General features: G+C 49.8%; 26 protein-coding genes and 1 pseudogene. 11 read left to right on the forward strand and 16 right to left on the reverse strand.

Features of this window, described 5'->3' with window-relative positions; genetic code table 11:
- Nucleotides 1-31 precede the first annotated feature (31 nt).
- Genes AC1S52_RS08295 through AC1S52_RS08305 form a run of 3 tightly spaced genes read right to left on the reverse strand, consistent with a single transcriptional unit; the run spans nucleotide 32 to nucleotide 3925 of the window.
- Nucleotides 32-1489: a diaminopimelate decarboxylase family protein gene (locus AC1S52_RS08295; protein ID WP_482028557.1), complete on the reverse strand. Its 1458-nt coding sequence runs from the start codon at nucleotides 1487-1489 to the stop codon at nucleotides 32-34.
- Nucleotides 1483-3282, reverse strand: a complete 1800-nt coding sequence (locus tag AC1S52_RS08300; RefSeq protein ID WP_482028558.1) for an asparagine synthase-related protein — start codon at nucleotides 3280-3282, stop codon at nucleotides 1483-1485. Before AC1S52_RS08300 ends, AC1S52_RS08295 begins: the two co-directional genes overlap by 7 nt.
- Nucleotides 3283-3307: 25 nt before the next feature.
- Nucleotides 3308-3925, reverse strand: coding sequence for a DUF3859 domain-containing protein (locus AC1S52_RS08305; protein WP_482028559.1), 618 nt, complete (start codon nucleotides 3923-3925; stop codon nucleotides 3308-3310).
- A gap of 139 nt (nucleotides 3926-4064) precedes the next feature.
- Here AC1S52_RS08305 and AC1S52_RS08310 point away from each other — a divergent pair, with 139 nt between their 5' ends.
- From AC1S52_RS08310 to AC1S52_RS08325, 4 genes are all read left to right on the forward strand, one after another.
- Entirely contained in the window at nucleotides 4065-4340 is a 276-nt protein-coding gene (locus tag AC1S52_RS08310; protein WP_482028560.1) for a hypothetical protein, read from the forward strand.
- Between the two features lie 434 nt (nucleotides 4341-4774).
- On the forward strand, nucleotides 4775-5908 hold the full coding sequence (locus AC1S52_RS08315; RefSeq protein WP_482028624.1) for an aspartate carbamoyltransferase catalytic subunit: 1134 nt from the start codon (nucleotides 4775-4777) through the stop codon (nucleotides 5906-5908).
- Between the two features lie 295 nt (nucleotides 5909-6203).
- Nucleotides 6204-6671: a hypothetical protein gene (locus AC1S52_RS08320; protein WP_482028561.1), complete on the forward strand. Its 468-nt coding sequence runs from the start codon at nucleotides 6204-6206 to the stop codon at nucleotides 6669-6671.
- A 161-nt stretch (nucleotides 6672-6832) separates the two neighbouring features.
- Nucleotides 6833-7666, forward strand: coding sequence for a tetratricopeptide repeat protein (locus tag AC1S52_RS08325; RefSeq protein WP_482028562.1), 834 nt, complete (start codon nucleotides 6833-6835; stop codon nucleotides 7664-7666).
- 148 nt (nucleotides 7667-7814) lie between these two features.
- On the opposite strand, the gene AC1S52_RS08330 is transcribed toward AC1S52_RS08325, so the two are convergent.
- Entirely contained in the window at nucleotides 7815-8822 is a 1008-nt protein-coding gene (locus tag AC1S52_RS08330; RefSeq protein WP_482028563.1) for a Gfo/Idh/MocA family protein, read from the reverse strand.
- A gap of 439 nt (nucleotides 8823-9261) precedes the next feature.
- Between AC1S52_RS08330 and AC1S52_RS08335 the strand changes: the two genes are divergently transcribed.
- The gene (locus tag AC1S52_RS08335; RefSeq protein ID WP_482028564.1) at nucleotides 9262-9561 is read left to right on the forward strand and encodes a ferredoxin; all 300 of its coding nucleotides are present in this window, start codon (nucleotides 9262-9264) and stop codon (nucleotides 9559-9561) included.
- A 319-nt stretch (nucleotides 9562-9880) separates the two neighbouring features.
- Here the strand turns inward: AC1S52_RS08335 and AC1S52_RS08340 are convergent, their stop codons facing one another.
- Nucleotides 9881-11515, reverse strand: a complete 1635-nt coding sequence (locus AC1S52_RS08340; RefSeq protein WP_482028565.1) for a SpoIID/LytB domain-containing protein — start codon at nucleotides 11513-11515, stop codon at nucleotides 9881-9883.
- A gap of 292 nt (nucleotides 11516-11807) precedes the next feature.
- Between AC1S52_RS08340 and AC1S52_RS08345 the strand changes: the two genes are divergently transcribed.
- The 4 genes from AC1S52_RS08345 to AC1S52_RS08360 all read left to right on the forward strand — a co-directional run bounded on the left by AC1S52_RS08345 (nucleotide 11808) and on the right by AC1S52_RS08360 (nucleotide 16309).
- Complete coding sequence (locus tag AC1S52_RS08345) at nucleotides 11808-12071, forward strand: ParB N-terminal domain-containing protein (protein ID WP_482028566.1); 264 nt, start codon at nucleotides 11808-11810, stop codon at nucleotides 12069-12071.
- Nucleotides 12072-12164: 93 nt separating this feature from the next.
- Nucleotides 12165-12656, forward strand: coding sequence for a Dps family protein (locus AC1S52_RS08350; protein ID WP_482028567.1), 492 nt, complete (start codon nucleotides 12165-12167; stop codon nucleotides 12654-12656).
- Between the two features lie 150 nt (nucleotides 12657-12806).
- On the forward strand, nucleotides 12807-13478 hold the full coding sequence (locus tag AC1S52_RS08355) for a helix-turn-helix domain-containing protein (RefSeq protein WP_482028568.1): 672 nt from the start codon (nucleotides 12807-12809) through the stop codon (nucleotides 13476-13478).
- A 368-nt stretch (nucleotides 13479-13846) separates the two neighbouring features.
- Entirely contained in the window at nucleotides 13847-16309 is a 2463-nt protein-coding gene (locus AC1S52_RS08360; protein WP_482028569.1) for a BsuBI/PstI family type II restriction endonuclease, read from the forward strand.
- Between the two features lie 95 nt (nucleotides 16310-16404).
- Here AC1S52_RS08360 and AC1S52_RS08365 read toward each other — a convergent pair whose 3' ends face one another.
- The 11 genes and pseudogenes from AC1S52_RS08365 to AC1S52_RS08415 all read right to left on the reverse strand — a co-directional run bounded on the left by AC1S52_RS08365 (nucleotide 16405) and on the right by AC1S52_RS08415 (nucleotide 21795).
- Nucleotides 16405-16569, reverse strand: coding sequence for a hypothetical protein (locus tag AC1S52_RS08365; RefSeq protein ID WP_482028570.1), 165 nt, complete (start codon nucleotides 16567-16569; stop codon nucleotides 16405-16407).
- A 79-nt stretch (nucleotides 16570-16648) separates the two neighbouring features.
- The gene (locus tag AC1S52_RS08370; RefSeq protein WP_482028571.1) at nucleotides 16649-16831 is read right to left on the reverse strand and encodes a hypothetical protein; all 183 of its coding nucleotides are present in this window, start codon (nucleotides 16829-16831) and stop codon (nucleotides 16649-16651) included.
- Nucleotides 16825-17631 (reverse strand): DUF3987 domain-containing protein, encoded by an 807-nt coding sequence (locus tag AC1S52_RS08375; RefSeq protein ID WP_482028572.1) that lies wholly within the window; start codon nucleotides 17629-17631, stop codon nucleotides 16825-16827. The genes AC1S52_RS08370 and AC1S52_RS08375 overlap by 7 nt, the downstream gene beginning before the upstream one ends.
- Nucleotides 17607-18026, reverse strand: coding sequence for a hypothetical protein (locus AC1S52_RS08380; protein ID WP_482028573.1), 420 nt, complete (start codon nucleotides 18024-18026; stop codon nucleotides 17607-17609). Before AC1S52_RS08380 ends, AC1S52_RS08375 begins: the two co-directional genes overlap by 25 nt.
- A gap of 84 nt (nucleotides 18027-18110) precedes the next feature.
- Nucleotides 18111-18311 carry a hypothetical protein gene (locus tag AC1S52_RS08385; protein WP_482028574.1) on the reverse strand — a complete coding sequence of 67 codons (201 nt, stop codon included), beginning with the start codon at nucleotides 18309-18311 and terminating at the stop codon, nucleotides 18111-18113.
- A 362-nt stretch (nucleotides 18312-18673) separates the two neighbouring features.
- A pseudogene (locus AC1S52_RS08390) lies at nucleotides 18674-18811 on the reverse strand (transposase); the annotation flags it as partial.
- A 34-nt stretch (nucleotides 18812-18845) separates the two neighbouring features.
- Entirely contained in the window at nucleotides 18846-19574 is a 729-nt protein-coding gene (locus AC1S52_RS08395; protein ID WP_482028575.1) for a GIY-YIG nuclease family protein, read from the reverse strand.
- 105 nt (nucleotides 19575-19679) lie between these two features.
- A complete protein-coding gene (locus AC1S52_RS08400; protein WP_482028576.1) occupies nucleotides 19680-20183 on the reverse strand; it encodes a hypothetical protein in 504 nt (167 codons plus the stop codon).
- A 3-nt stretch (nucleotides 20184-20186) separates the two neighbouring features.
- Nucleotides 20187-20657 (reverse strand): hypothetical protein, encoded by a 471-nt coding sequence (locus tag AC1S52_RS08405; RefSeq protein ID WP_482028577.1) that lies wholly within the window; start codon nucleotides 20655-20657, stop codon nucleotides 20187-20189.
- A complete protein-coding gene (locus AC1S52_RS08410; RefSeq protein WP_482028578.1) occupies nucleotides 20654-21004 on the reverse strand; it encodes a hypothetical protein in 351 nt (116 codons plus the stop codon). The genes AC1S52_RS08405 and AC1S52_RS08410 overlap by 4 nt, the downstream gene beginning before the upstream one ends.
- A gap of 146 nt (nucleotides 21005-21150) precedes the next feature.
- A complete protein-coding gene (locus tag AC1S52_RS08415) occupies nucleotides 21151-21795 on the reverse strand; it encodes a hypothetical protein (protein WP_482028579.1) in 645 nt (214 codons plus the stop codon).
- A gap of 209 nt (nucleotides 21796-22004) precedes the next feature.
- Here AC1S52_RS08415 and AC1S52_RS08420 point away from each other — a divergent pair, with 209 nt between their 5' ends.
- On the forward strand, nucleotides 22005-22235 hold the full coding sequence (locus AC1S52_RS08420) for a ribbon-helix-helix domain-containing protein (protein ID WP_482028580.1): 231 nt from the start codon (nucleotides 22005-22007) through the stop codon (nucleotides 22233-22235).
- Between the two features lie 12 nt (nucleotides 22236-22247).
- Entirely contained in the window at nucleotides 22248-22724 is a 477-nt protein-coding gene (locus tag AC1S52_RS08425; RefSeq protein ID WP_482028581.1) for an NUDIX hydrolase, read from the forward strand.
- Nucleotides 22725-22767 lie beyond the last annotated feature (43 nt).

The following is a 22767-nucleotide window of genomic DNA, read 5'->3' on the forward strand; positions in this document are numbered from 1 at the left end:
TAGGGAGTATCAGGGTTGAGTCTGTGTCAGCCTACAAAACTTGATTTTGCAGCAAAATGCTGTAATCTTCGCGTTTACGAATCAGGCGATGGCTACCGTTTTCGAGTAAGACCTCGGCAGGACGTGGACGGTGCAGAAAGTGGGAGGACATGGCGTAGCCATAGGCTCCGACATCCCGAATAGCGAGGATATCACCAATTTGGAGGGCGGGTAGCTGGCAATTGCGTCCCAGATAGTCACGGGAATAGGTGGTGTTGCCACAGATGTCTGTGGCAACAGTGAGAGGGGAGAGAGGAGAGGGGAGAGGGGTAAGGTTGTTAGTTGTTAGTGGTTGGTTGTTGGCTTCGACGTGGGCGTTCAGCCGAACGGTTGTTAATGGATCGAGTATTTCCCTGACTCTCTGCTCCTCTGCCCCTCTGCTCCCCTGCTCCCCTGCCCACGTCCCAATCTCCCGGTAGCCTCCATGCACTGAAGGAACGGATAGATTGGCGACGGTGGTATCGGTACCAAGGATTTGTTTACTGTCCTGCCATTTGACGGAAACGACCTGGGTGAGGAGGGTGGCACAACCAGCGATCGCGGCTCTTCCTGGTTCAATCACTAATTCAATGGAACGATTCAAACAGTTGAGGCGATCGGTGAGTGCCCTGCCAAATTCTGCCCAATTGAACGAGGGTCCACCAGGGTGGTAGGGATAGCCAAACCCACCACCAAAATCCAGGTATTCCCAGTCGGGAAGCTGTTGAGCGATTTCCAACACATCATCCATGACTTGAGTAAAGGCACTGGTGGCATTGGTGCCAGTGCCCCGATAGAAATGTAAACCAGAGATTTTAAGTCCTGCCTGTTGGGCGATCGCAACCGCTTCTGCAAATTCCTGTGGACGAATCCCAATTCGGCTGTCACCAGTTAGATCGGGCTGGTTAAGGCGCAGACCCAGGCGGAGGGGGGTTTGAGTGGGGAGTTGAGAGTTAAAAGTTGAGAGTTGAGAGTTGGGAGTTGAGAATTCGGGTTTTTGGGTTTGCAGGGTTACTAACGGGGCTGACTCCTGGCTTCTGACTTGCCCGTAAACTTCACACAAACGCTGCAACTGACACAGGCTGTCCAGGTTCAGCGTTCCAACTTTCCAGGAAAGGATTTGCTCCATGTCAGCCCGGTTGAGGTTGCTACCGCTGTAGACTATCTGATTGGGGTGGAACCTGGCATGGAGACCCAAGTAAATGTCGCCAGGGGTGTTGGCGTGGAGACCCCAGCCTGCTTCCCGAAAAATTTGCAACAGGCAGAGGTTGCCGTTGGTCACACTGGCAAATTGGAATTGGGTGAAGGGATAGGGGATGGAGCGAGTGATGTCGCAAATGGTTTGACGCAGGCGATCGCCATCATAAACATAAAGGGGTGAGCCATAGATCGCCAGGAGTTCCTGCGCCAGATTAAGGGAAAAAGGCAGAGAGGCAGTCCCTTGCAACCGTTCTGAAAACTGGTTCACCATTGTTCCATCCTCCTGCGGAATTGAAGGAATGGCAGCCCAAGCCAGGGAGGAAGCCAGAAGGGATGATCCCACGCAACCCTGGGGTTGGATTCACCCAGAACCGCATTTCGCCATACCTGCCACATCAATAGGAGCCAGAGGCTTTCCCCCATCCGCCGACCCTGGAGCGTGCCCAGTTCACCGGCAACCAGGCGAGTCGCAATATCCGGTTGCCAGATACCCTCCTGGCGTAACCGTCCTGGATTCAGCCAGGTTCCCAGGTCGGACCATAACTCATTCAAACACTGGGAGGTGAGGGGAACACCCATGCCTCGTTTCGTGCGCCAGACAATTTCCGGTGGCAGCCAGGGTTCCACCGCACGTTTAAGAATGTATTTTTCGCAGGGACCCTGGAGGTAAAGTTCTCCCGCTAACTGAAATGCCCAGGTAGCCAGTGGGATATCACAGAAGGGCGATCGCACCTGTAACCCATGAGCTTGCCCCAGACTAACGGCACGGGGTTGAATGTTTTGTGCCCCTTTCAGCATCAGGGTTGCTCGCCGTAGACGATGGAGTAGGGAAGTGGTAAAAGCAGGATCGAGTGCCTCCTTGATCCATTCCTGGGAATGCAGTTGGCTGACCTGCTGAAAAATTTCGGGTTGAAAAATCTGGCGCTCGTATCCCCAGAAGCGATGGAAGGTGCGGAGATACTGAGCCGTGAAATCCCCTTCTAGGGGATCTTCCCTAGCGTAAACACCGGCTGCGATTAGTGGTTTATTCGTCCACCCAGCAAATAGCTGGTCGCCGCCTTCCCCGTTAAAGACCACCTGCACATCCTGGCGGGCTGCCTGTCCCAACAAAAACAAGGGAATAGTGACCCCATCGCCAAAGGGTAAATCCAATGCCTGGGCAGTGGCAATCAACGCCTGCTGGATTTGGTGAGCCGTGGCATCGACTTTAACCAGAGGAATGTTGAGAAATGTGGCAACCATCTGAGCGTAGGGATGCTCCGGAGTTCCCGTTTCTCCAAAGTCCAGGGTATAGGCGCGCACTTTGATGCCTGCCTGCACTAACAGAGCCGCAATGATGGAAGAGTCTAACCCTCCTGAAAGGAACACACCAACAGGTTCATCGCCCAAATCGGCAATTTGACGGTGAACGGCATCTTTCAGCCGAGTTTGCAGTTGGTCAATCGCAACGGTTTCATCCTGGATCTGGTGGGGAACTTCCTGCCATTCCAGCGATCGCTCCCAGGTTGGCTCAGTTAACCCGTGGGGGTGGCTGCTCCAGGTTTGCTCCCCTCCTGCCGGAACTGTAAATAGTTGAGACAGCGGAGTCAGGGGTGTGGGCACATAGGAAAAACAACTGTAGCCATAAACAGCCGGAATGCTAATTTGAGGGTTCTCTACCAGGGGCAGCAACAGGCGCAGGCGAGAGGCAAACCAGATCACCTGCGCGATTTGTAACCAGTAAAGGGGCAGTCGCCCAAAGGGTTCCCGACCCAGACACAGCCTGTGTTTATTCAGCCGGATCCAGGCATCGGCAGGAAAGAGGCAATCCGTTAAGCCTGCTCTCACCCCAGAGCCAGAGAGAGTCACCAGAACCTCAGCCGAATGCGACTGAACACGATCCTGCCCTTTCCAGGCAAGCCCCCAGGCAAGCCCGCCATCATGTGAGAGGGGTTGCTGACAGCAGAGGAATTGGGTTGTCCCCTCCACTTGGCTCAGCACCTGATGCAACTGCTTTTCTAGAAGGACTGATTCACCCCAGCCCCAGTATCCCACCAACGGCTGGGCTTCTAGGGAAACTTCCATTTGCCCCACTCCGAGCATCGCCGGATTATTTTACTTCAAACGTGGTTTCGCTAATGGGGCGATCGCCCAGGAACATCGTCACCTTCCAGGTTCCAGTCGGTGCCGCCGAATCAATCAGGTTTCTGCACCGAGTGTTCCAGACCGATGTGGTGATTTCCTGGGTCTGGTAGCGGTTTTGTTTCAACAACTGGTCACCCAAGGTCGTCCAATTGCAAGAGAGGCTCAACTTTTTACCAATGGGAGCATTCTGTAAGGTGACATAGTAAGCGACCTCTGCCGGACGGGTCACGGTTGTCAGGTTGCCGCTGCTGTCCTGTGCCAGAGTAATTCGCCCCGGTTGGGCAGAGACATTCGCCAGCTTTTGTTGGTTCTGCTGTGACCAGAAAGTCCCCGCCGCGATCGTCATCACCAGAACGGCAACCATCACAATGGTAATGTTGCGGCGACGGCGCTGTTGAGTTGCCAGGACTTCCCGCCGCTGCACTTGAAGGATGGCTTCATCCAGCAGTTCAGGTGGCAGATTGAGTTCCTGTAAAATCTGCTCCACCTGTTGACGGTCAACCTCATTCTGTTGCCGCTGGGCTATTCGCTCCACTTCACCAACAATTTGAGCTAATTGTTCGTGGCTCAGCCGTTCTTTCATTGGAAGTCTTTGATTTAGGGCACAGTTTCAATGACTGTACATCTAGTCTACCTATTTAGGGTTTATACTCAGAGACTGCTTCAAAGGAATGGTCTGTGCTTTTAAGTCCTCAGTCATCCCCCAATCTCCCTATCCTACGGTGTATACACAAGTCGTAAAAGTTGAATCGGCAGGTGATCGCAACGTTGACGGTGGGTGGCAGAATCCTGCTTGGGGGCAGCCCCCCAAACCCCCCGTGGCAGAGGATTTTACTGGTGAGAACACGAGACAAGCTTTGTCAGTTCTCACCAGTAAAACAGGTTGCGTCCCCCGCACCCCTCCAAAACGATGCAATCTCGGCGTGAATGGCAACATTTATCCCATTGGGTCTTCAAGCAAGGGCAAACGGGTGGCAAGGGGAGCGGTTGGTTTTTGAGGCGGAGGCAATGTTTGACTGATTCTCGTTGCGCTAGACTTGAAGCCCAAACGCTAGACCCTTTCGGGGGGTTTGGGGGAGTTAGGACCCCAAGCGGCGGGGGACTGGGGGGAAGTCCCCCAGAGCCAGACCGCAACGAAGCCAAGATCTGTATGCATGGTACATCTCCCCATCCATACGGAGTCATCAATATTATCGAAAATAGTAGAGATGTAGGAGCCAGTTAGAGAAAGACTTTCAACGATTTAAAGTTGGGCAACCTTACCCTTTAGCTGGAATTGTGATTGCAAAAAGTCCTGAAGAGCGATCGGGTCAATGAAAGAGAAAGGATAATCTTTCCTTCATCTACCTGGTTTATGCAATCCAGTGAAAATCTATCAGCCCTGGCGGAACAATTCATGTACGCTGAAGGCGTTCCTTCTTCAGTTTTCGGTATGGCTACTCCCCTCTGGACGCGCCGCCACGTCCTTTCTCTGGCTGACTTCACACCCCTGGAATATGATACTGTCTTGCAAACGGCAAACAGCTTTCGAGAAGTGTTGTCACGTCGGACGAAGAAGGTTCCTACGCTTCAGGGACAGGTGATCACCAATCTCTTTTTTGAACCGTCTACCCGTACCCGCAGCAGCTTTGAGTTGGCAGCAAAACGCCTCTCAGCAGATATCCTCAACTTTGCACCGGGAACTTCTTCACTAACTAAAGGTGAAACCATTCTGGACACCGCCAAGACCTATCTGGCAATGGGCACCGACATGATGGTGGTACGCCATAAGGAAGCGGGAGTGCCCCAGGCGATCGCCCGCGAAATGGATCGACTGGACGTCAAAGTGGGGGTTTTGAATGCTGGGGATGGTCAACATGAGCACCCATCTCAGGCATTACTAGACCTGTTTACCATTTGCACGTTGATTGACCCGAATCAACCCCAACTGTCCCTGCTCAAGGACAAGAAAATTGCGATCGTAGGAGACATTCTCCACTCCCGCGTTGCCCGCTCCAATATCTGGAGTCTCACCGCCAGTGGCGCAGAAGTTCACCTGGCAGGACCACCCACGCTCTTGCCGAGGCTGTTTGAGGAATTTGTCAGGGGACAGGGGACAGGGTATGGGGGGCAGGATAGAGAGGATAGGGTACAGGGTACAGGGTACAGGGTACAGGGTATTGAGAGTAAACACGAAGGACTAACCACTAACCACCCACCCCTAGCAACGGTTCATCCGACACCCGACACGACGCTCTCCCGCAAGCTTTTTCTCCACTGGTCGCTTGAGCCTGCTATCCGGGATGCCGATTTTGTCATGACCTTACGATTGCAAAAGGAGCGCATGACCAATCATTTGCTGCCCAGTCTGCGAGAGTATCACCAGCAATTTGGCATTACTCGCGATCGCCTCAAGCTCTGCAACCCGGATGTCAAAGTGCTCCACCCCGGTCCCGTCAATCGTGGCGTTGAAATTAGTTCCGATCTGATGGATGACCCCCAGTTCAGTCTGATTTCTCAACAGGTGACTAGTGGGGTCGCTGTCCGGATGGCACTGCTTTACCTGATGGGAAGCGGTAAAGCCTAAGAATTTACCAAATATTTTGGCGGTTAAATATTTTTAGCCTATAACCAATCTGTACGCTGTCTCGATAGCATGGCATCATAGGCTTGACTTGCTTTAGCCCTTTGATCAGCCTATCCGAAAACTTCCTGGGTTTCATACCGGGCTTTGTAGTGGTTGAGGCTTTTCGGATAGCTTTGTTAAGACAATGCTTAACAAACTCCTGGAGGTATCCATATAGTTAGGGAAATGACTTGCTTTTAACCTACTGGAGCCCCCGTGCCTCTACCGTACTTAGGGAAATAGGGAGATTTAATAGATGAGTACTCAAATTCAAACCCAGGCAAACAAACTCTGGAAAACCGTTACGGATGAATCCACTGCCGCAGCCTATCAGCAGACATTGGGGGTGACCTGGGCAATCCTTAAAGAGACGGGCTATTTGCTCTGGTTAGTCGTGTGTCTGGTTTTGGTATTTGGCGAATGGGTCTGGAAGACTGGCTATCGCACTGGCTGGAATTTCCGGGGATGGGTGAACAGTATGAACACTGAGAAACCCAGTGCAGACCAGGTTTTGAGTGAGACGGGTAAATCCATTCTAGAAGTTGGCAAAAGCACAGCGGCAGCAGCACTCGCTGCGGCTAAAGACCAGTTAGGAATCGAAAACAAACCTGAGCCACCACTGGTCATGAGTTCCCCACCCAAAGCCGAACCCGCTAAACCCACTCCAACCACGACCACGCCAGTTGCCACTCCAGAACCCCCTACCGCTAAGGATGAGGAGTGAGGATTTATGCTACGGGAGCAGAATCTGCTCCCGCTTTTTGTAAGCAAGCTATGCCCTAAACGGAGATGAGGGTAAGGGAGGATTTTGGAGACAAAAGGGGATCAGTTTTGTAAATTTGGCGTATAAGAAGAGCGGTATTACAAACGTTTTGGTGAACTGTTGTGAAACGGGTAATTGATCTGGCTTATAGAAGAATTGCAGTTTTAAGTGTTGTGGCTTTACTCAGTGGATTAACTGGGGCTTGCTCTACAGAGCTTCAAGCAGGTCCAGATAGCTCGACTGAAGGGAACAAGGGGTCCAGTCAGGCAGCTCAGAATGACCCCAATAATCCAAATGTTCTGGTGCTAAAAGCAATCAGCCAAACGACGCTAGGGCAGTATCAGGCAGCGATCGCAGGCTTCGACCAGGCGATTAAGCTGGATCCCCAACTGGCACCAGCTTATAACGGACGGGGGCTTGCCTACGCCAAAATGAAAGACTGGAAAAAGGCAGGCGAAGATTTTGACCAGGCAATCAAACTCGATCCGAACCTGGCGGATGCCTATACCAACCGGGCTTCTCTGCGTGCCGGGATGGGAGATCTGAAGAGCGCGATCGCAGACTATGACCAGGCAATCAAGCTGAATGAGAACTATGCCGATGCCTACGCGGGTCGGGGATTGGTCAAGGGCGCAATGAAAGACTACAAGAACGCGATCGCGGATCACGATAAAGCGATCAGCCTGAAGCCCAACGATGCCAAAATCTATACCAATCGGGGATTGCTCCATGCTCTGTCTGGTAATGACAAGAAAGCCGTCGCCGACTATACCGAAGCGATCAAGCTCGACCCTAATTCTGCCAATGCCCACAATAACCGGGGACTCGCCTACCTCCGCTTGAAGAATAACAAACAGGCAAAGCAAGATCTCAACAAAGCCGCCAGCCTGTTCCTCAAAGCTGGGGACAAGGAAGGGCAAAAGCGGGCACAGGATGAGGCGAAAAAGATTAAGTAGGGATCAGGTGTGAGGTATCAGTTGTCAGTTGTTGGGTGTTGGTTTTAAAGTTTCCAAGCTAACCACCAACAACGACCATCCCCTTCTCCACAAACTCTCAACTCTCCATTCTCAACTCAAAACTCTTTACCCTCCCTCTCTCTTCACCTCACACCTCACACCTCACATTTCTCCCCCCCTCCACTGCCGATCGCTGCGCCGCATCTGCAACCCTGAGGGTATACAAACTCTCTTCTGGAGTGGTGTAAAGGGGAGAGCCTGAGATTAAATGGTCCAAAACCATTGCTGTGTCTTTGGCAAATAGTCCTCTCCGACTGCCGACTTCAAGCGGGTGGCTGCCCTCTGCCTGGATCAGTACTCCATTCTCTCCATCCAGGATCACCGCCCCTTTGTCCCCATGCACCTTAAATTGACGCTCCGCTTGCCAGAGGGTTTCTCCCTTGCCATAGGTGACCTCGGCAATAACCCCACTGCGAAAGCGTAACTGAGCGGCGCACAGGCAAGCGGAGTAGTAGGGATCGGCTGGCTCCATCTCTGCACCGTTCCAGAACCGCGCCTGACAGCTTACGGTGGAAACGGTGCCAAACAGGTCAGTGAGTCGGTGCAGGCGTGAAAGTGCCCCCATTAGTGGGAAGCCAAACAGATCCCGGTGGTAGCTCCAGCGGCGGGGGGCAGGTCGTTCAGGTTTGATGGTGGCGTAGCGGGCATAAAATACCGCTCCGATCGCCGGCAGGGAGGTCTTTAACGCCTGATGCACTCCGCCCAACAGTTCAATATGCTCCACATGCAGCAGCCGGTTTTGAGCCTTTGCCAGGGCAATCAACGCTTCTGCTTCGGAGACATCCAGAGCCAGGGGATACTCGACAACGACATGCTTACCGGCTTCCAGGGCGGCACGGGCGATCGCCCCGTGATCCCGGTTGATGGTACAAACGACAACCAGGTCAAGGGCAGGGTGTTGAACCAGATCCCGCCAGGAGGCGATCGCTTCTGCCCCGTAGACCTGGCAAAAATCCTGGGTTTTCTCTGGACTGTGACCCGATACAAGGACAAGACGGGTGCGGGGGTCTTTCTGGAAGGTTTCAGCCCGTAACCTGGCAGCATAGCCAGTACCAACCAACCCCACTTGCAACGGCAAGGAAATGGAATCTGTCAAGGTCCTATTTACCCTTAAAAAAATGACTGGGATCCAGTATTCACCAGAATGACTGATAGTAACAATAAATTTATTTCAATCAAATCAACAATTTCAGCTAATATAAGCCCTGCTTAAATATGAGTTGAATTTAATTAATCATGGCAATTTCCGCATTCTGTATTCCAGGGGTTGGACTGGCTGAAACGATTACTGGGCAAGCTAAAGAGCTACTTATCCTCGATTGAACAATTTTCGTCCTATAAGATAAGCAGATTAAATCAACTGCTTTTATTACGAATCCCATTCACCCAGTCAGAGATCTACGGTTCTAATCGATATCTTTTCCCGTAGTATCTAGAGTAAAGCTGATCAGGAAGCAGACTTTATTTGAATAAAGCTACAGAGCCAGCTTCCAATAAGCTTAAAGTGCTGTTTCCATTATTGAGAGGACCACTGCATGGCAACTTTTAAGGTCACGTTAGTGAACGAGGCCGAAGGGCTGAATACCACGATTGAAGTTCCCGACGACGAGTATATTCTCGACGCTGCTGAAGAAGCCGGTCTCGATCTTCCCTATTCCTGTCGGGCAGGCGCTTGCTCTACCTGTGCTGGCAAAATGAAGGAAGGTACCGTTGACCAGTCTGACCAATCTTTTCTGGATGATGACCAGATCGAAGCTGGTTACGTGCTGACCTGCGTGGCTTACCCCACCTCTGACTGCACCATCCTGACTCATCAGGAAGAGGAACTGTACTAAAAGCCTATCCGCAAACTGTCTGGTGTCAGTTCTGAGCTTGGCAGTTAAGGCTTTTGGATAGACTTTGAGGAGTTATTGAGTTGTTCATTGTTCTTGTTAGTGATTGAGTTGCAATCAGGCATTCTCTATGCCTAACAGCCAGCAATGACTGACCTCTTAATCTCTAAGCTATCGTATCAAAAGCAGGAAAGTCTTCTTCCTGCTTTTGGTTTCTTTCTTAAAAAGTTCAAATAGCAGGGGATTTTAGCGATCGCGCCAGATTTACCTGCCACTGCCGACTTAAGATCCCCAGCTTCTTATAGAAGTTGGGGATTTTGGCTTAAAGGCGATCGCTCGCCGATGCTGGCTGGGGATCTCTCCAGAACACAAGCTGCTCACTGATGGGCTGAAGTTGGGTTCCTGGGTAGTAAAAGCTAAGGATGCGATCACTAGACCAGCCCAGTTTGCCCAGGTGATAAGATCCCGTCTGACTTAAGCCAACCCCGTGCCCCAAGCCCCCACCCACAAAGGTGTACCCGACCAGCGCTTTGTTTGCGCCGTAGAGGGGATCCAGGTAAAAGAGAGTGCTATTCGGCGCATCAAACACCTTCAGCACATCATCCTTGTAGAGCTTGACCGTTCCGTTATCCAAAGTAACGGTTAATTCTTGAACCCGCCCACCGTGCGATCGCTTGGTAACTGCCATTTTCTGAATGGACTTGAAGTTAACCAGCGGACTCTTCTGAGTCTTCAGGTATTGCCTCAACTCATCATTCAGGCTTGGCAACCGACTTTCTGAGCGCCAGCGGAACCAATTTGATTGCGCTTCCTCGTTAAATCCCTTTTTCTGCCTGATAAACGCACGGAAGTTTTTCTCATCTGCCAGACTTTTACGGGAAAGATCCCAAGATTGCCCGACCGAGTCCACCACTGCCGTCAGGTAGGGGCGGACTTCCCCATGCCAAACGTCATGGAAGGGAGCGCTGATGCCACCGTTGGTAGAGGAATAGACGGCATCGACCAGTTCATTGTTATAGGTCAGCACCATCCCTTTGGTTGCCGCGATCGCCCGGTCAGTGGCAGCCGTCGTCCCATTCAGTCCATAGTAAACCTGGCACTGGGTATCGGCACAGAGCTGGTAATCATCCACCGCGAATCGTCGTAGATTTCGTAGCGCATAGGTACGAGCCAGAATTGCCTGCACTTCTAAAACTGGCTGGGCAGCAAAACTACCAATTTCGTGGGGCACCACTCCTCGCAGATAGGTTTCCACCGGAACCCGGTTGACCAGGGTAGACGTACCGTAGGCATTCGGTTGTAGCTTTAAGCTTCCTGCATAAAGGTGGCGGCTAGACTCACTCCCTTTCCGGTCTACCTGAATCATCCTCTTATCGGCTGAAATCTCAACGCGATCGCGGGTGTAACGATAGCCATTCACCACCAGGGAGGCACGGGGTTCCTGTTCCACCAGCCTGGATTCAATCAAAGCTTCCTGAAACCCTTGAGATTGAAGACTTTGAACCAAAAGCCGTCGCAGTAGGGGGGTGTGATAGACCTCCCGTTTCGCCCACACCTGCCAGCGCTGGGGCTGGGCAATCTCAACCGGAATTCCCTTTGCCTGCCACTGGTTAGCACTGTCCTCCGCACTTTCAAAGCTGCGATGGGAACTGAGTACTACCCGTTCTTCCAGCCTGGGTTCTGGTAGAGGCTGCATCACAATATCGAACTGGGCGCTATTGCTGGTTACTGTCATCGGCTTCCCTGCCGTCTGAAAGCGCAACGTCAGGCGATCGCCCGCCCCAGCTTGCAGGGTCAGCTTATCCTGGGGTTGCCTGCCAAACCGCTGCACTACGCCAACCTGCAACTCAAGATCCTTGGCTGAACGATTGGTTGCCAATCCAGCCTCTGCCGTCATTCCCAGAAAGAGTGCCGCTGTCAGCATGGTGCGAGACAGCCATTGAGAAGTACTAGTCATAGAAACTGAAGATACCTAACGCATCATAATCGCCAATTCTTACAGCAATCTACCCCAAGGACGAGCTATTTTTTCAGGAGTTCCCCCTTCAGAATCATAGACGAACCTACCTAAGACGCTTAATTTGAGATTTCGATAAACAAAGATTATTGGCAAAGCATTGGTAACGTCCAGTGTTAGCACTTATCAGCTTTCTCCCTGCCCTGTCACCATCACCCATCCGTCAAAAAGGTTGTTGCAAAACAAACTCATAACGAGTATGATTTAGAAAGTGATGCTTAAAAGAACAGGTATGGCCAGGGTTGAAGAGATTCCGCTTGAAAAAATTCGTCGCCCCCTATTTCGGCAAAACGATCAGACTAAGGTCGCTGCGCTGATGGATTCCATCCAGGAAGTTGGGCTAAAAGAGCCGATCGACGTTTTAGAAGTCGATGGTGAATACTACGGTTTTTCCGGTTGTCACCGCTACGAAGCCTGCACTCGGCTGGGACACGAAACGATTCGCTGCCGGGTTCGTCGTGCCCCACGATCAGTTTTAAAGATGCATCTGGCGTAGAGTGTAGAGGAGATGGGGAACCAAAAACCCCTCCCTCCTCACCCCTCGCTCTCTACCAAGCCATTAACCCCACTTAACCCTCAGGAGAATAATATGGTGACTCAACCTGTCGCAATGCCAATTGATATCGGGATTGATGAAAAATCCAGGAGTGCAATTGCCGAAGGGCTATCCAAGCTGTTGGCAGATACCTACACCCTCTATCTGAAAACCCACAACTTCCACTGGAACGTCACTGGTCCAATGTTTCAAACACTACACTTGATGTTTGAAACTCAGTACACCGAACTGGCAACGGCAGTAGACTTGATCGCAGAGCGCATTCGGGCATTAGGATTTCCTGCTCCTGGTACCTATGAGGAATTTGCTCGTCTCAGTTCCATTTCTGATGCAGAAGGCGTGCCCAAGGCTGAAGATATGATTCGTCAACTGGTAGAAGGTCAGGAAGCGGTTGTGCGCACAGCGCGATCGGTCTTTCCTGTGGTTGAAGGAGCCAACGATGAACCGACGGCAGACCTGCTGACCCAGCGGATGCAAGTCCATGAAAAGGCGGCATGGATGCTGAGAAGCTTGCTTGAGCAGTAAGGTGGTGCTGAATAGCAGCATGAATTGAAAGTCTTCAATTCATACAACTCTAAATTCATACCCAAAATCAGCAACGCCAGAAGTGGTTGGTTGTTAGTTGTTAGAGACCTGCGGAACGCCCTCCTCACTCCCTACCACCTGCCATCCCCTATGAACCTATCTTCCCCCCAAACCAGTCCCCATCCGTTGCATCAGTTGATGCAGCGGGTGGGGTTTTCTAGTTTTCGATCGCTGAGTCAGGCGGCAGGAGTTTCTGAAAAGCAAATCAGGCGGTTGCGTCGGGGAGAGGTTGGTCAAATTCGATTAGAAACGCTGCTGAGGCTGAGTCAGGCACTACAGGTGTCTGTAGTTGATCTATTGAATATACTTTCTGTACCAGGAACTCAAACCTTGGGATCGGAAGCTGAAACCTCCGTCCTTGACCAAGAGCTAACCATGCTCAGACAGGAGTACGATCGCCTCCAGCACCAGCTTCAGCAGCAAAAGCAGGAACTTCAGCAGGAGTTTCAACAGTCCAGCTTGCAAGTGCTAGAGTCCCTGTTGTTGCAACTGCCAACGGCTGCCTATGCCGCCCAGCAAAACCCCCAGGCTCCAGCCGTCAAGCTATTGCCACTTCTGAAACCGTTGGAACGTCTGTTACAAGAATGGGGGATTGAATCGATTGCCGCCGTTGGTTGTGAAATTCCCTATGACCCACAGCAGCATCAGCTAATGGACGGTTCGGCAGAGCTAGGCGATCGCGTGCGGGTGCGCTATACGGGATATCGCCAGGGCGATCGCCTCCTCTATCGGGCAAAAGTTAGCCCTATTGTTAAAGCTTAAGACTCAACTACAGAGAGTCAGGATTGGCTCATAGCTATGCCAGATAACACACCCGGGCATAGCTATGAGCCAATCCGAGTACTGACTAACCCTCCTGATTGGGGGTTTATCCTGCGTTTGAGCCGTCTAATCAGCCATTTGGGGCAGATAGGTTGCAGAGGTGCTGCATAAAATCCCAATTGGGGTGTTTATACTGACTTTTTAAAGATTATTCCTCCTATAGAGGTTATATCTAGATTTAGATGCTGGATAAGTCCCCTTCTCAGGAGGATTAGGCTCTTAAGGGGTGCAGTGCCGCTCAAATAATAGTTAGGTGTACCAGGAAGCAGTTCTGTGGTATTCATTCATAACTGCTACTAAGTGACCATATGACAACGTTCCTTACTGATTCTGCTGACATCACCAGAATCCATTACTCTTCAAGATTGAACTTGAAACAGCGTAGTGAGTTGGGTCAGTTCTTGACACCTGCAACTGTTGCGCGTTTCATGGCAGGGCAATTCAACAATCTATCTGGTCACATTCACCTTCTAGATCCTGGTGCTGGAATTGGGACTTTAACCGCTGCTGTAGTAGAGCGGTTACTGGCAAATCCTGAGCAGGTTAGTAGTTGCAGCATTACGGCATATGAGATTGAACCAGCCTTCTTGCCCTCGTTAAATCAAACTCTCACAGAATGCTGTGCCGCTTTAAGCAGCAAAGGAATTCAAACAGACTATTGCTTGCAGAGAGATGACTTTATAAGAGCTAGTGGTGAAGTGAATTTGCCACTTTTTAAGAAGGCATTTCCAGGCTTTACTCATGCGATCCTTAATCCACCTTATAAAAAGATTCATAGCCAATCAGCAGAAAAGAAAGTTCTTTCGAGTATTGGAATTGATACTGTAAATCTCTACAGTGCATTTGTTTGGCTCGCGACCTTACAAATTATAGATAATGGCGAAATAGTTGCCATTACACCTAGAAGTTTCTGCAATGGTACGTATTTTCGTCCTTTCCGCAAAGCCTTCCTAAAATACATGGAATTAGAGAAAATCCATATCTTTGAGAGCAGATCAGCAACCTTCTCAGAAGATGAGGTGTTACAAGAAAATGTTATTTTTCATGCTCTAAAATCCAAACATAAACCTAACACTGTAAAAATAACTAGCAATTCTGAGATTGAATTAGATGAAATTTCAGAATCAAGATGTGTCCCTTATGATGAGGTGATTGAGCCGAATGATTCTGAACAGTTTATTCATATTGTTACAAACTCTCTCAAAAATTCTTTGAGAGTTCAGATGAATAAAATGCCCTGCACTTTGAATGAAATTGGTTTAGAAGTTTCGACAGGTCCAATTGTTGATTTTCGTCTGAAATCAGCTTTGAGAAGCTGTTTAAGTGATAAAAATGTTCCACTACTTTATCCAGAATCTATAAAAGTAAGGAAAGTAGTGTTTCCTCCTGATAATCCTCGCAAACCCATTGCGATTGAGAAAAATCAAGACACAGAAAAGTGGTTGATTGAACCTGGCTGGTATGTTTTGACACGACGTTTTTCCGCCAAAGAGGAAAAACGTCGTGTCGTTGCTGCCGTGTGTTCTCCTACTGATTCGGAGTTTTTAGGTATAGAAAATCATCTTAACTATTACCATGCTAAAAAAAGAGGAATGACCTCTGATTTAGCTAAAGGGTTGGCGACATTTCTTAATTCAACTTTATTCGATAGCTATTTCCGTCAATTTAGTGGACATACACAGGTCAATGCTACCGATCTTCGTAGGGTTAAGTATCCATGTAAAGATGACTTAATCCAAATAGGAGTTCAAATTGGTGACAATGACTTTAGCCAAGAAGAAATCGATAAACTTGTACATGAAGTTTTATCAATCATGAATGAAGCGACAGATGCAGTTCAAGCAAACAAGCGGATTGAAGAAGCTCTTGCAATTCTCAAGGCTATCTCTGCTCCCAGAGAGCAGCAGAATGAAAGATCTGCGCTTTGCTTACTTGCGTTGGCAGATATTCAACCTGATAAACCCTGGAGCCAGTCCACTGCACCAAGACGCGGAATTACAGAGATGATGGATTGGTTCCGTGATCATTACGGTAAACAATATGCACCAAATACACGCGAAACTGTTCGGCGGCAGACAATGCATCAGTTTGTGCAGATGGGACTAGTGGTTGAGAATCCAGACAAACCGGATCGACCGATTAATAGCCCTAAGTGGTGTTACCAACTTAATCAGCAAGCATTATCACTTCTTCAAGCTTATGGCTCTGAGCAGTGGGAAGAAGCTCGTAGGAATTATGTCGTTGCAGTTACCAATTTATTGCAAGATAGGAATCGAAACATACCAATGATTCCCATAGGTTTACCCGATGGTCAAGCTATCCAGCTTTCGTCAGGTGGGCAAAATATTTTAATCAAAGACATCCTGGAAAGATTTTGTCCCAGATTTACACCAGGAGGCGTAGTCCTGTATATTGGCGATGCTGGCGATAAATTTATAATCAACGAAACACAGAAATTCCGAGAAATGGGGATTGAATTAGATCCTCATGGAAAGATGCCTGATGTTGTGATATATCACAAACAGCAAGATTGGCTTGTCCTCATAGAAGCGGTGACTAGTCATGGTCCAGTTAACTTGAAACGCCACAACGAACTAAAGCAACTTTTTCAGTCAAGCAGTAAGAGTCTAGTCTTTGTTACTGCTTTCCCAAGCCGTAGGGAAATGACTCGGTATCTTGCTGAAATTTCCTGGGAAACAGAAGTTTGGGTAGCTGATCAACCCGATCATATGATTCACTTCAATGGAGAGAGATTCCTCGGCCCATATTAGAACCCGGAAAAGCGTTCTTAAAGATCTCGGTTGTAAAAGTACGCTTAACACTGCATTGGTGCGGACGGTACAGAGGTTATCGGTGGGTGTTAAGGTTATCTTGCCGCGCACAACTTCAACGTTAGCTGTGCCTTCCGTTTTAAGTCTGTCCTTCCTGAAAGTCTGTCGGTGAGTTGCAACCATTGAGTCAGCGAAAGTTGGGTCAGGTGGGGCGATCGCCTTTCCCCGTTGAGTAATGGCTCCTCTCGATTTTGACCCATTCATCCGGCATACTTCAGGATTAGCACCCATTGGCAAACCTACCCCATTCAATCGATTATTACCAGGATACTCAACGACTCAATCACCACCACTGACAACCCCGACAAACTGTTCTAGAGCCTTGCCATTGCTGCTTTCCGTCCCACTGACAAACTCACTGACAACTCCACTGACATCCCCTGACAAACCGTTAGCCGCTCCATCAACTACCCGCCCGTCACGAACCAACCCATCATCAGCTTCCTTAATATTTGTCAGCAATCTGTCAGGATTGTCAGGGACAATGGCAGGGGATTTGTCAGGGGCTTTAACCCGTTGCAGGGGAAAGGATTGCAGGGATTTGTCAGTGTTGTCAGAGACAATCTTAAGTCTGAATTTCTTAGAGTTTGGTTCTTCTCCATTCGTGGTTGCATATCCCATCTCAACCACCCGCAGCATAAAATCCCGTGCTTCGTTGGCATTAAGTTGGGATAGTGCCATCGCATCACATCTCTGGGGCTAACCCAATCAAAGGACTTAAACCGCTCTACAAAACGACTCAGCTTTACTGCCTGTGGATTCTCCCCGTGACCAAAATCTGCAAACAGAAGTCGGGTTTGAGTTAGCGTCCAGCAGGTTAGAGCAATTGCTCCCTGCAATGTCAGTGCAGATATCTTCTCTGCTGGGTTGGTGCCTCCAACGGCTGCATTCAGGCAATGAACGACCAGGGCGATCCTCGCTGCCCGTTCCTTTGCCTTGGGGTAGAGTGGCCGGATCGCTGGGTGCAATTCCTTGACCTTCAGGTTCTCGCATTCCTCAAACCACTGTTTCCATAGCTGGTTAGCCTCTGGATCGAAATAGAACGGTTGAACCGCAAAGGCATCTAACCGCTGATAGGCTAATTTCAATAGCTCTGACAGTTTGCAAGTCTCTCCCTCCTCTGGAATTGGGGCTTTAGTCAGAGGAATAGGAAAATAGGCAATCCGTTGCCAGAACCCATCGATTACCCGCAAATTGCCCATTTCCCGTTGCAGAATCTCTGGCTGAATGCTACCACTCAAGGAAATAGCAGATCGCGGCATCCGTCAGATTTCTGAACAGCAGTAACAATCACCCGCAATTCTTCAAACGAGTAACGTTTCCTGGAATCGCTGATGATATAAGCTTTCTGATTCGTGGCAGGCTGCCTGCATCCTGCCAATCTCATCACCCGACTAGGGTTCTTTAAGGTTCGATCCGCATCGGCAAATTCCAGAAAATCAGATTGGAGTTTTTTCCAATCTTCAACCCCGCAAGGGTCAATTAGTACCCAATAGGAGTGGATTGATTTTCCACCCGTGTCTACCTGAAAGGTCGGTTTCGATAGTCCCAATTCCTGCCAAAGAGACTCTGAAAGTTCCTTGTCAAGGTTGTCACGCTCGTAGAAGAATGCTTTACCAGTTTGAACATCAGCATCCCTATGACCGCCCCCATTCACTACGAAATAAATACTACGCTTATCACCCTGGTAGGCTTCAACTGCCTGCCAGGGCGAGGCGGGAAATGCCCCATCAGCTTTTCGTCACTTATCATCAGCCTTCCGAGGATCTTTCTTGTCATAGAAAAACCTCAGAAAAACAGGCTTGCCGGGTTGATACCCCAGTAGCTCTAGATGGGCGATCGCTTGCTTAGTATCGACTTGAGACTTGGAGGTAAAATGGTGATTAGAAGAGTTACTTTCAGTGCAGCGATCGCGGGGATCGCTGTCTTGTTTTAATACCATTACCCTGTCCTCCGTCCCCGTTTCAACGGTTGGTTAGATGGCAGTTTGGCTAGATACACCTCAATTGCCCGTGTACTTGCGGATTGCTCTGGTTCAGTCCAATACCAAGTCACGGTTATAGAGGGTTTTTCGAAACTTAACGCTTTCAGGGGGTTCTTTAAAAAAGCGGGTAGCGAGAATCGAACTCGCAACTAAAGCTTGGGAAGCTTATTACGATCTAGGCGTAGCAAGGATTTTAGGCGTTAACAAATATTTCTAGTCCCAAATTATGCCCAATCCTTCTGCTTTATAAAGCTTTACATTTTTTCCCTGATCTGGAAGGTAGTTTGCAGCCCCCATAAGATTACTCACCCTGGCTCGGCTGTAACGGCGATCGAGGTTTGAGCGGTGGAGGCTAACTTTGCCATGACCCGATTGAGCGAAAAGCGACGTTTGCCCTGACCAAACTTGCCCTCAATCTGATTCCGAATGCGGGCTGAGATTGGATGGCATTTAAGCAGGTAATGTGCCGATCGCTAACCATTCCATGCAAGCCTATTCCTCTGCTGAACTGGCAGATTTCAACCAGTCCAATAGTCTCGTATCTGCCCTGAACCATTCCCCCGCCAGTCTTAGTTCCTGAAACTGCTGATGTAAGGAACGCTCTAATTCTTGAGCTGCGGCATCCCCTGCCACCTGAATCGACTTGACCAGCTTCAATTGAGCCGGACTGGATGTTTGCAATGACTTCATCCGCTTTTCCAGGTTTTTTGCCCGACCAATCTTGATTGCGTTACTGTCGGCATTGAGGATGAAGTAAACAAAGTGGGTTTGGTGAGCCAGCTTTTCGCCATCGAGGGAGATCAGGCGATTACCTGGAGTAACAATCTTGGTGTCTGGAGGTGCCCAGGTCTTAAGCCATATACATACCGCTTTCAGTGTTAATGACTTTTGCGCTTTGATGGTAACTAACTCACCACCAACATTGAGCGTGAACTTTTTTGCCCCTGCCCTGCCCCTGGAAGGAGGTTGAATATAGTCGGTGTAGGTGTTGATGTACGTTTCGGTGTAGGGACCTGATTCGTTATACCGGCTCACTCTAATCTCTTTTTGCTTCTCTACATACCTCGGAGCGGGATGCTGTTTAGAAATTCCAAACCGCTTGACATCTTCTGGTAACACTTCGACCCATCCCCACCCTTCATCAGGATTATCCGGGTTACGGTCGATATAAATCACATTCCAGTGTTGTCTGCCCATGTATTCGAGGGTCGCTAAATCCAAAACCTCAAGAGGCTTTATACAGTGCTACAGAGAATTGAGGGTAGATTCCCGAACAAAAGGCGATCGCCCCCATTGAGAGCGATCGCCTCAAGTCATCTCAGGAACCTAAGCCGCCACCGTTACTCTGGCGGTTGACACATCCACCACGGCTACAGTGCAAGCCTGGGCATGGTGGCTCTCTGGCTTGAACAGGTAGATCTGGGAGCCAACCGGCTTGGGTACTGCCCATAACCCGGCAGCAATGCCCCAATCAGACATTCCAGGTTCCCGCTCCACAATGCGATCGCCATCAATCACCAGGTACAAAATCGGTACTTCGCCATCCCAATCACCCCGGCGGGGAATTGAGCCATCCACGGTACAAACCGCCAGCGCATAGGACTCGATTGGGCAGGGCTGTTGGGGGAAGTATTGATACACCTCAACCACTTGAAGCTTCCCCTCCGGGTACTCTCGCACCTCACCGACATCTGGGATGCGATCGCACATCTGAAAGTCATAGATTTCGATCTTGCCAGAGTCATTGGGGAGGCACTCAGTCGGGTCTATCACCGATTCGTACCGACCATCCCCGGCAAAGAAACACAGGGCAGATTCAACGAGGTGCATGGGCTATCTCCTTCTATCAGGGATATGAGTCGTTTCAGGGTGGTTTGACCAGCCCCAACACTGCCATTTCCGGCTATTTCTGGAATTACGTACTGTTTGATGGAACTTCATCCCATAGCGTGAGAGCAGGCTCTGGCAGTTTCTATCCGCTTCAGGTTTATCACTTCCCCAGACATAATCGACCATAACAGACTCAACTGGGGAGTCTGGGTCATCGATTCTTAGAGGTCTATTGTACTGCTGTCGATAGTATTCTTCAGCCCTGACGCATCCCTGCCGGGTACAAACCACCTGATTGTTTCGATTCGTCAGTAGCCATACCCCTGCCCCCAGCACCGCGATTGCACAATAGGGGTTAGTGGCACAGGCAGCGACAGGTAAAGGGACTGCCTGAGCTTCTGCCAGTAATGGAGCTAAAGGAAGCAGTGTCACTGTCAATCCTCCAGCAACCAACAGATTGCTAACTTTTTTCATAGATGCCTCACAAACCTGACTTCAACAAATCGGGTACCGTTCATAGTCACAATCACAAGCGTTGTTGGGGAATCTTGCAGTTGCCATGCATATCCCCCCGGTGTCTTACAGTAGGCTCTCCCAAACCCCCTGGTTGCGACTTCAAATGCCGTACCTGATGGTGTTTTTAGTAAATCTGCTAGTTGCCGTGAGGTGATTTGCCCATAGGGATTAACCATCCTGGTGCAAATGGACTGAGCCGGGGCGCGTAATGGAATGATGGTTGAGATAAGCACCCCCAGGATTCCGCAGAGGTGCATGCTCCCTTTGCCCTGCCGGAGTTGGCAAGGTTTACTAATAATTGGCATGATCTGAATGTCTCCTATGCGAGATACCGGGGCGCAGGCGACCAAACCACTGCCCCGGTTTGAACTTTTTAGAACATCTGAGAATTACAGCAGAGGCTTAATCGACTCCTCCTACCAGCGAACCAGCGGCAGTAGCGGACACCTCCTCAACCATTCAATGCCTGACGAAGTTCGCTTAAGGTTTGTAGTTTTGCCTCCAGTTCAATCTCAAACTCGTCGATCGCCTGGTTGACTCCCCGCTGCTCAGCGATCGCTCGTTGGGTTTGGGATAGGTTTGATTCGGCTGAGCGAGTTTGCTGGATAAGCTTAAGTAGCTTTGCCTTGCGGTCTTCTCCCTGTTGGGTCAGGTTGGAAGCCGTTGTCTGAGTTAGGGCAAGCACTTCCCCAACTCCACTAGGCATCAGTTCCCCTTCAATCACCCCCGCATTTTCCCACTCGGCTGAGTACCGTGCTTTGGCATCCAATACCCAGACTTCCGGTTTCATCCCTTCCCGTTTCACTCGTTGAGCAAAGTCATCAAATAACTCTGCTGCCAGGTCGGTATAGCCCAGACTGTCTTTGAGCAATAGCTCTGGGGCAACCTGGCTGATCCAACTCCACCAGCGAGTACGAATGGCTCCCTCTCCTAACGGCTTTCCTCCCTTGCCCAGGTCGGGATAACGAGCCGCTAGTTGCTGTGCGGTATAGCGTGCGGGTTGTGCGGGCTGTGCAGGGAGTTGTGCGCCAGGTGTGCTGATGAAGTGAACAGAACGGTTTATCAGCACATCTGACCCTTCCGTGTAGTTGACCATACATTCCTCCAATTCTTTGCTGCATGGACTTTCTGCTTCGTGCGCTGCCGTACAACCAGGAGTGCGTGGTATGTACAACCGGGTGTACGACCGCACAGTACAGACGTACAGCTACTGTATCAGATATGGTTGCCAATGGTAGCCATTTATATCCAATATTATCCACGGGTTGCTAATCTAGTTATTCAGTAGCGTTTTGGTACGATCAGATGCAAAAGGTACAGGAACTAACGGAATTGCCACGAAAGCAGCCCAGGGTACACACACCCCTGCCGGAAGATGTGATGAAGCGATTAGAAGAACTCGCGGATCAGGATGCCCGTCCCGTTGCCAATATGGCTTCGGTTCTAATTCAGGCAGCTATTGAATTGATGGATAACCAAGGGTTTCGTCTGGTTGAAGGGAAACTGCGAAAGATCAGCATGGAGGATTTGGACTAGCTGAAGCACAGCATGGGTAAGACCAGTGCCGGGTTGTTAATGTATCGTTGGCAGGCAGGAACTTTAGAAGTGTTGCTGGCGCATCCTGGTGGACCTTTTTGGAAAAAGAAAGCATGGGAGAGCTGGTCAATTCCAAAGGGAGAGTACTTGCCAGGGCAAGAAGAGGCACTGACCGCTGCCAAGCGAGAGTTTTTTGAGGAAACCGGATTAGCCCCTGCTGGAGATTTCATCCCTCTCACTGAAGTCAGACAATCAGGTGGAAAGCTTGTTACAGCCTGGGCATTTGAGAGCGACTGTAACCCCTCTGTGTTAGTCAGCAATACCTTTTCAATGGAGTGGCCACCACGTTCAGGACAACTTCAAGAGTTTCCTGAGATTGACCAGTTTGCCTGGTTCCCACTGCCTGAAGCGAAAAAGCGCATCTTAAAGGGGCAGATTGCCCTTCTGGAAGAGTTGAAGATGATTCTGCAACCGGATTTAGAGGAGTGATTGATTGCATCCTGGTGTTCTATTTAAGAACCCTGATAGAAGG

It is taken from the genome of Kovacikia sp. CALU 1929 (assembly GCF_056784235.1).

Bases quoted from the DNA above. Each gene is read 5' to 3' on its own strand.
- AC1S52_RS08295 (WP_482028557.1), bottom strand. From the start codon at position 1,489: ATGGTGAACCAGTTTTCAGAACGGTTGCAAGGGACTGCCTCTCTGCCT.
- AC1S52_RS08300 (WP_482028558.1), bottom strand. From the start codon at position 3,282: ATGGAAGTTTCCCTAGAAGCCCAGCCGTTGGTGGGATACTGGGGCTGG.
- AC1S52_RS08305 (WP_482028559.1), bottom strand. From the start codon at position 3,925: ATGAAAGAACGGCTGAGCCACGAACAATTAGCTCAAATTGTTGGTGAA.
- AC1S52_RS08315 (WP_482028624.1), top strand. From the start codon at position 4,775: ATGGCTACTCCCCTCTGGACGCGCCGCCACGTCCTTTCTCTGGCTGAC.
- AC1S52_RS08320 (WP_482028561.1), top strand. From the start codon at position 6,204: ATGAGTACTCAAATTCAAACCCAGGCAAACAAACTCTGGAAAACCGTT.
- AC1S52_RS08335 (WP_482028564.1), top strand. From the start codon at position 9,262: ATGGCAACTTTTAAGGTCACGTTAGTGAACGAGGCCGAAGGGCTGAAT.
- AC1S52_RS08340 (WP_482028565.1), bottom strand. From the start codon at position 11,515: ATGACTAGTACTTCTCAATGGCTGTCTCGCACCATGCTGACAGCGGCA.
- AC1S52_RS08345 (WP_482028566.1), top strand. From the start codon at position 11,808: ATGGCCAGGGTTGAAGAGATTCCGCTTGAAAAAATTCGTCGCCCCCTA.
- AC1S52_RS08350 (WP_482028567.1), top strand. From the start codon at position 12,165: ATGGTGACTCAACCTGTCGCAATGCCAATTGATATCGGGATTGATGAA.
- AC1S52_RS08355 (WP_482028568.1), top strand. From the start codon at position 12,807: ATGAACCTATCTTCCCCCCAAACCAGTCCCCATCCGTTGCATCAGTTG.
- AC1S52_RS08360 (WP_482028569.1), top strand. From the start codon at position 13,847: ATGACAACGTTCCTTACTGATTCTGCTGACATCACCAGAATCCATTAC.
- AC1S52_RS08365 (WP_482028570.1), bottom strand. From the start codon at position 16,569: ATGGGTCAAAATCGAGAGGAGCCATTACTCAACGGGGAAAGGCGATCG.
- AC1S52_RS08375 (WP_482028572.1), bottom strand. From the start codon at position 17,631: ATGCCGCGATCTGCTATTTCCTTGAGTGGTAGCATTCAGCCAGAGATT.
- AC1S52_RS08385 (WP_482028574.1), bottom strand. From the start codon at position 18,311: ATGGTATTAAAACAAGACAGCGATCCCCGCGATCGCTGCACTGAAAGT.
- AC1S52_RS08400 (WP_482028576.1), bottom strand. From the start codon at position 20,183: ATGCACCTCGTTGAATCTGCCCTGTGTTTCTTTGCCGGGGATGGTCGG.
- AC1S52_RS08405 (WP_482028577.1), bottom strand. From the start codon at position 20,657: ATGAAAAAAGTTAGCAATCTGTTGGTTGCTGGAGGATTGACAGTGACA.
- AC1S52_RS08410 (WP_482028578.1), bottom strand. From the start codon at position 21,004: ATGCCAATTATTAGTAAACCTTGCCAACTCCGGCAGGGCAAAGGGAGC.
- AC1S52_RS08415 (WP_482028579.1), bottom strand. From the start codon at position 21,795: ATGGTCAACTACACGGAAGGGTCAGATGTGCTGATAAACCGTTCTGTT.
- AC1S52_RS08420 (WP_482028580.1), top strand. From the start codon at position 22,005: ATGCAAAAGGTACAGGAACTAACGGAATTGCCACGAAAGCAGCCCAGG.
- AC1S52_RS08425 (WP_482028581.1), top strand. From the start codon at position 22,248: ATGGGTAAGACCAGTGCCGGGTTGTTAATGTATCGTTGGCAGGCAGGA.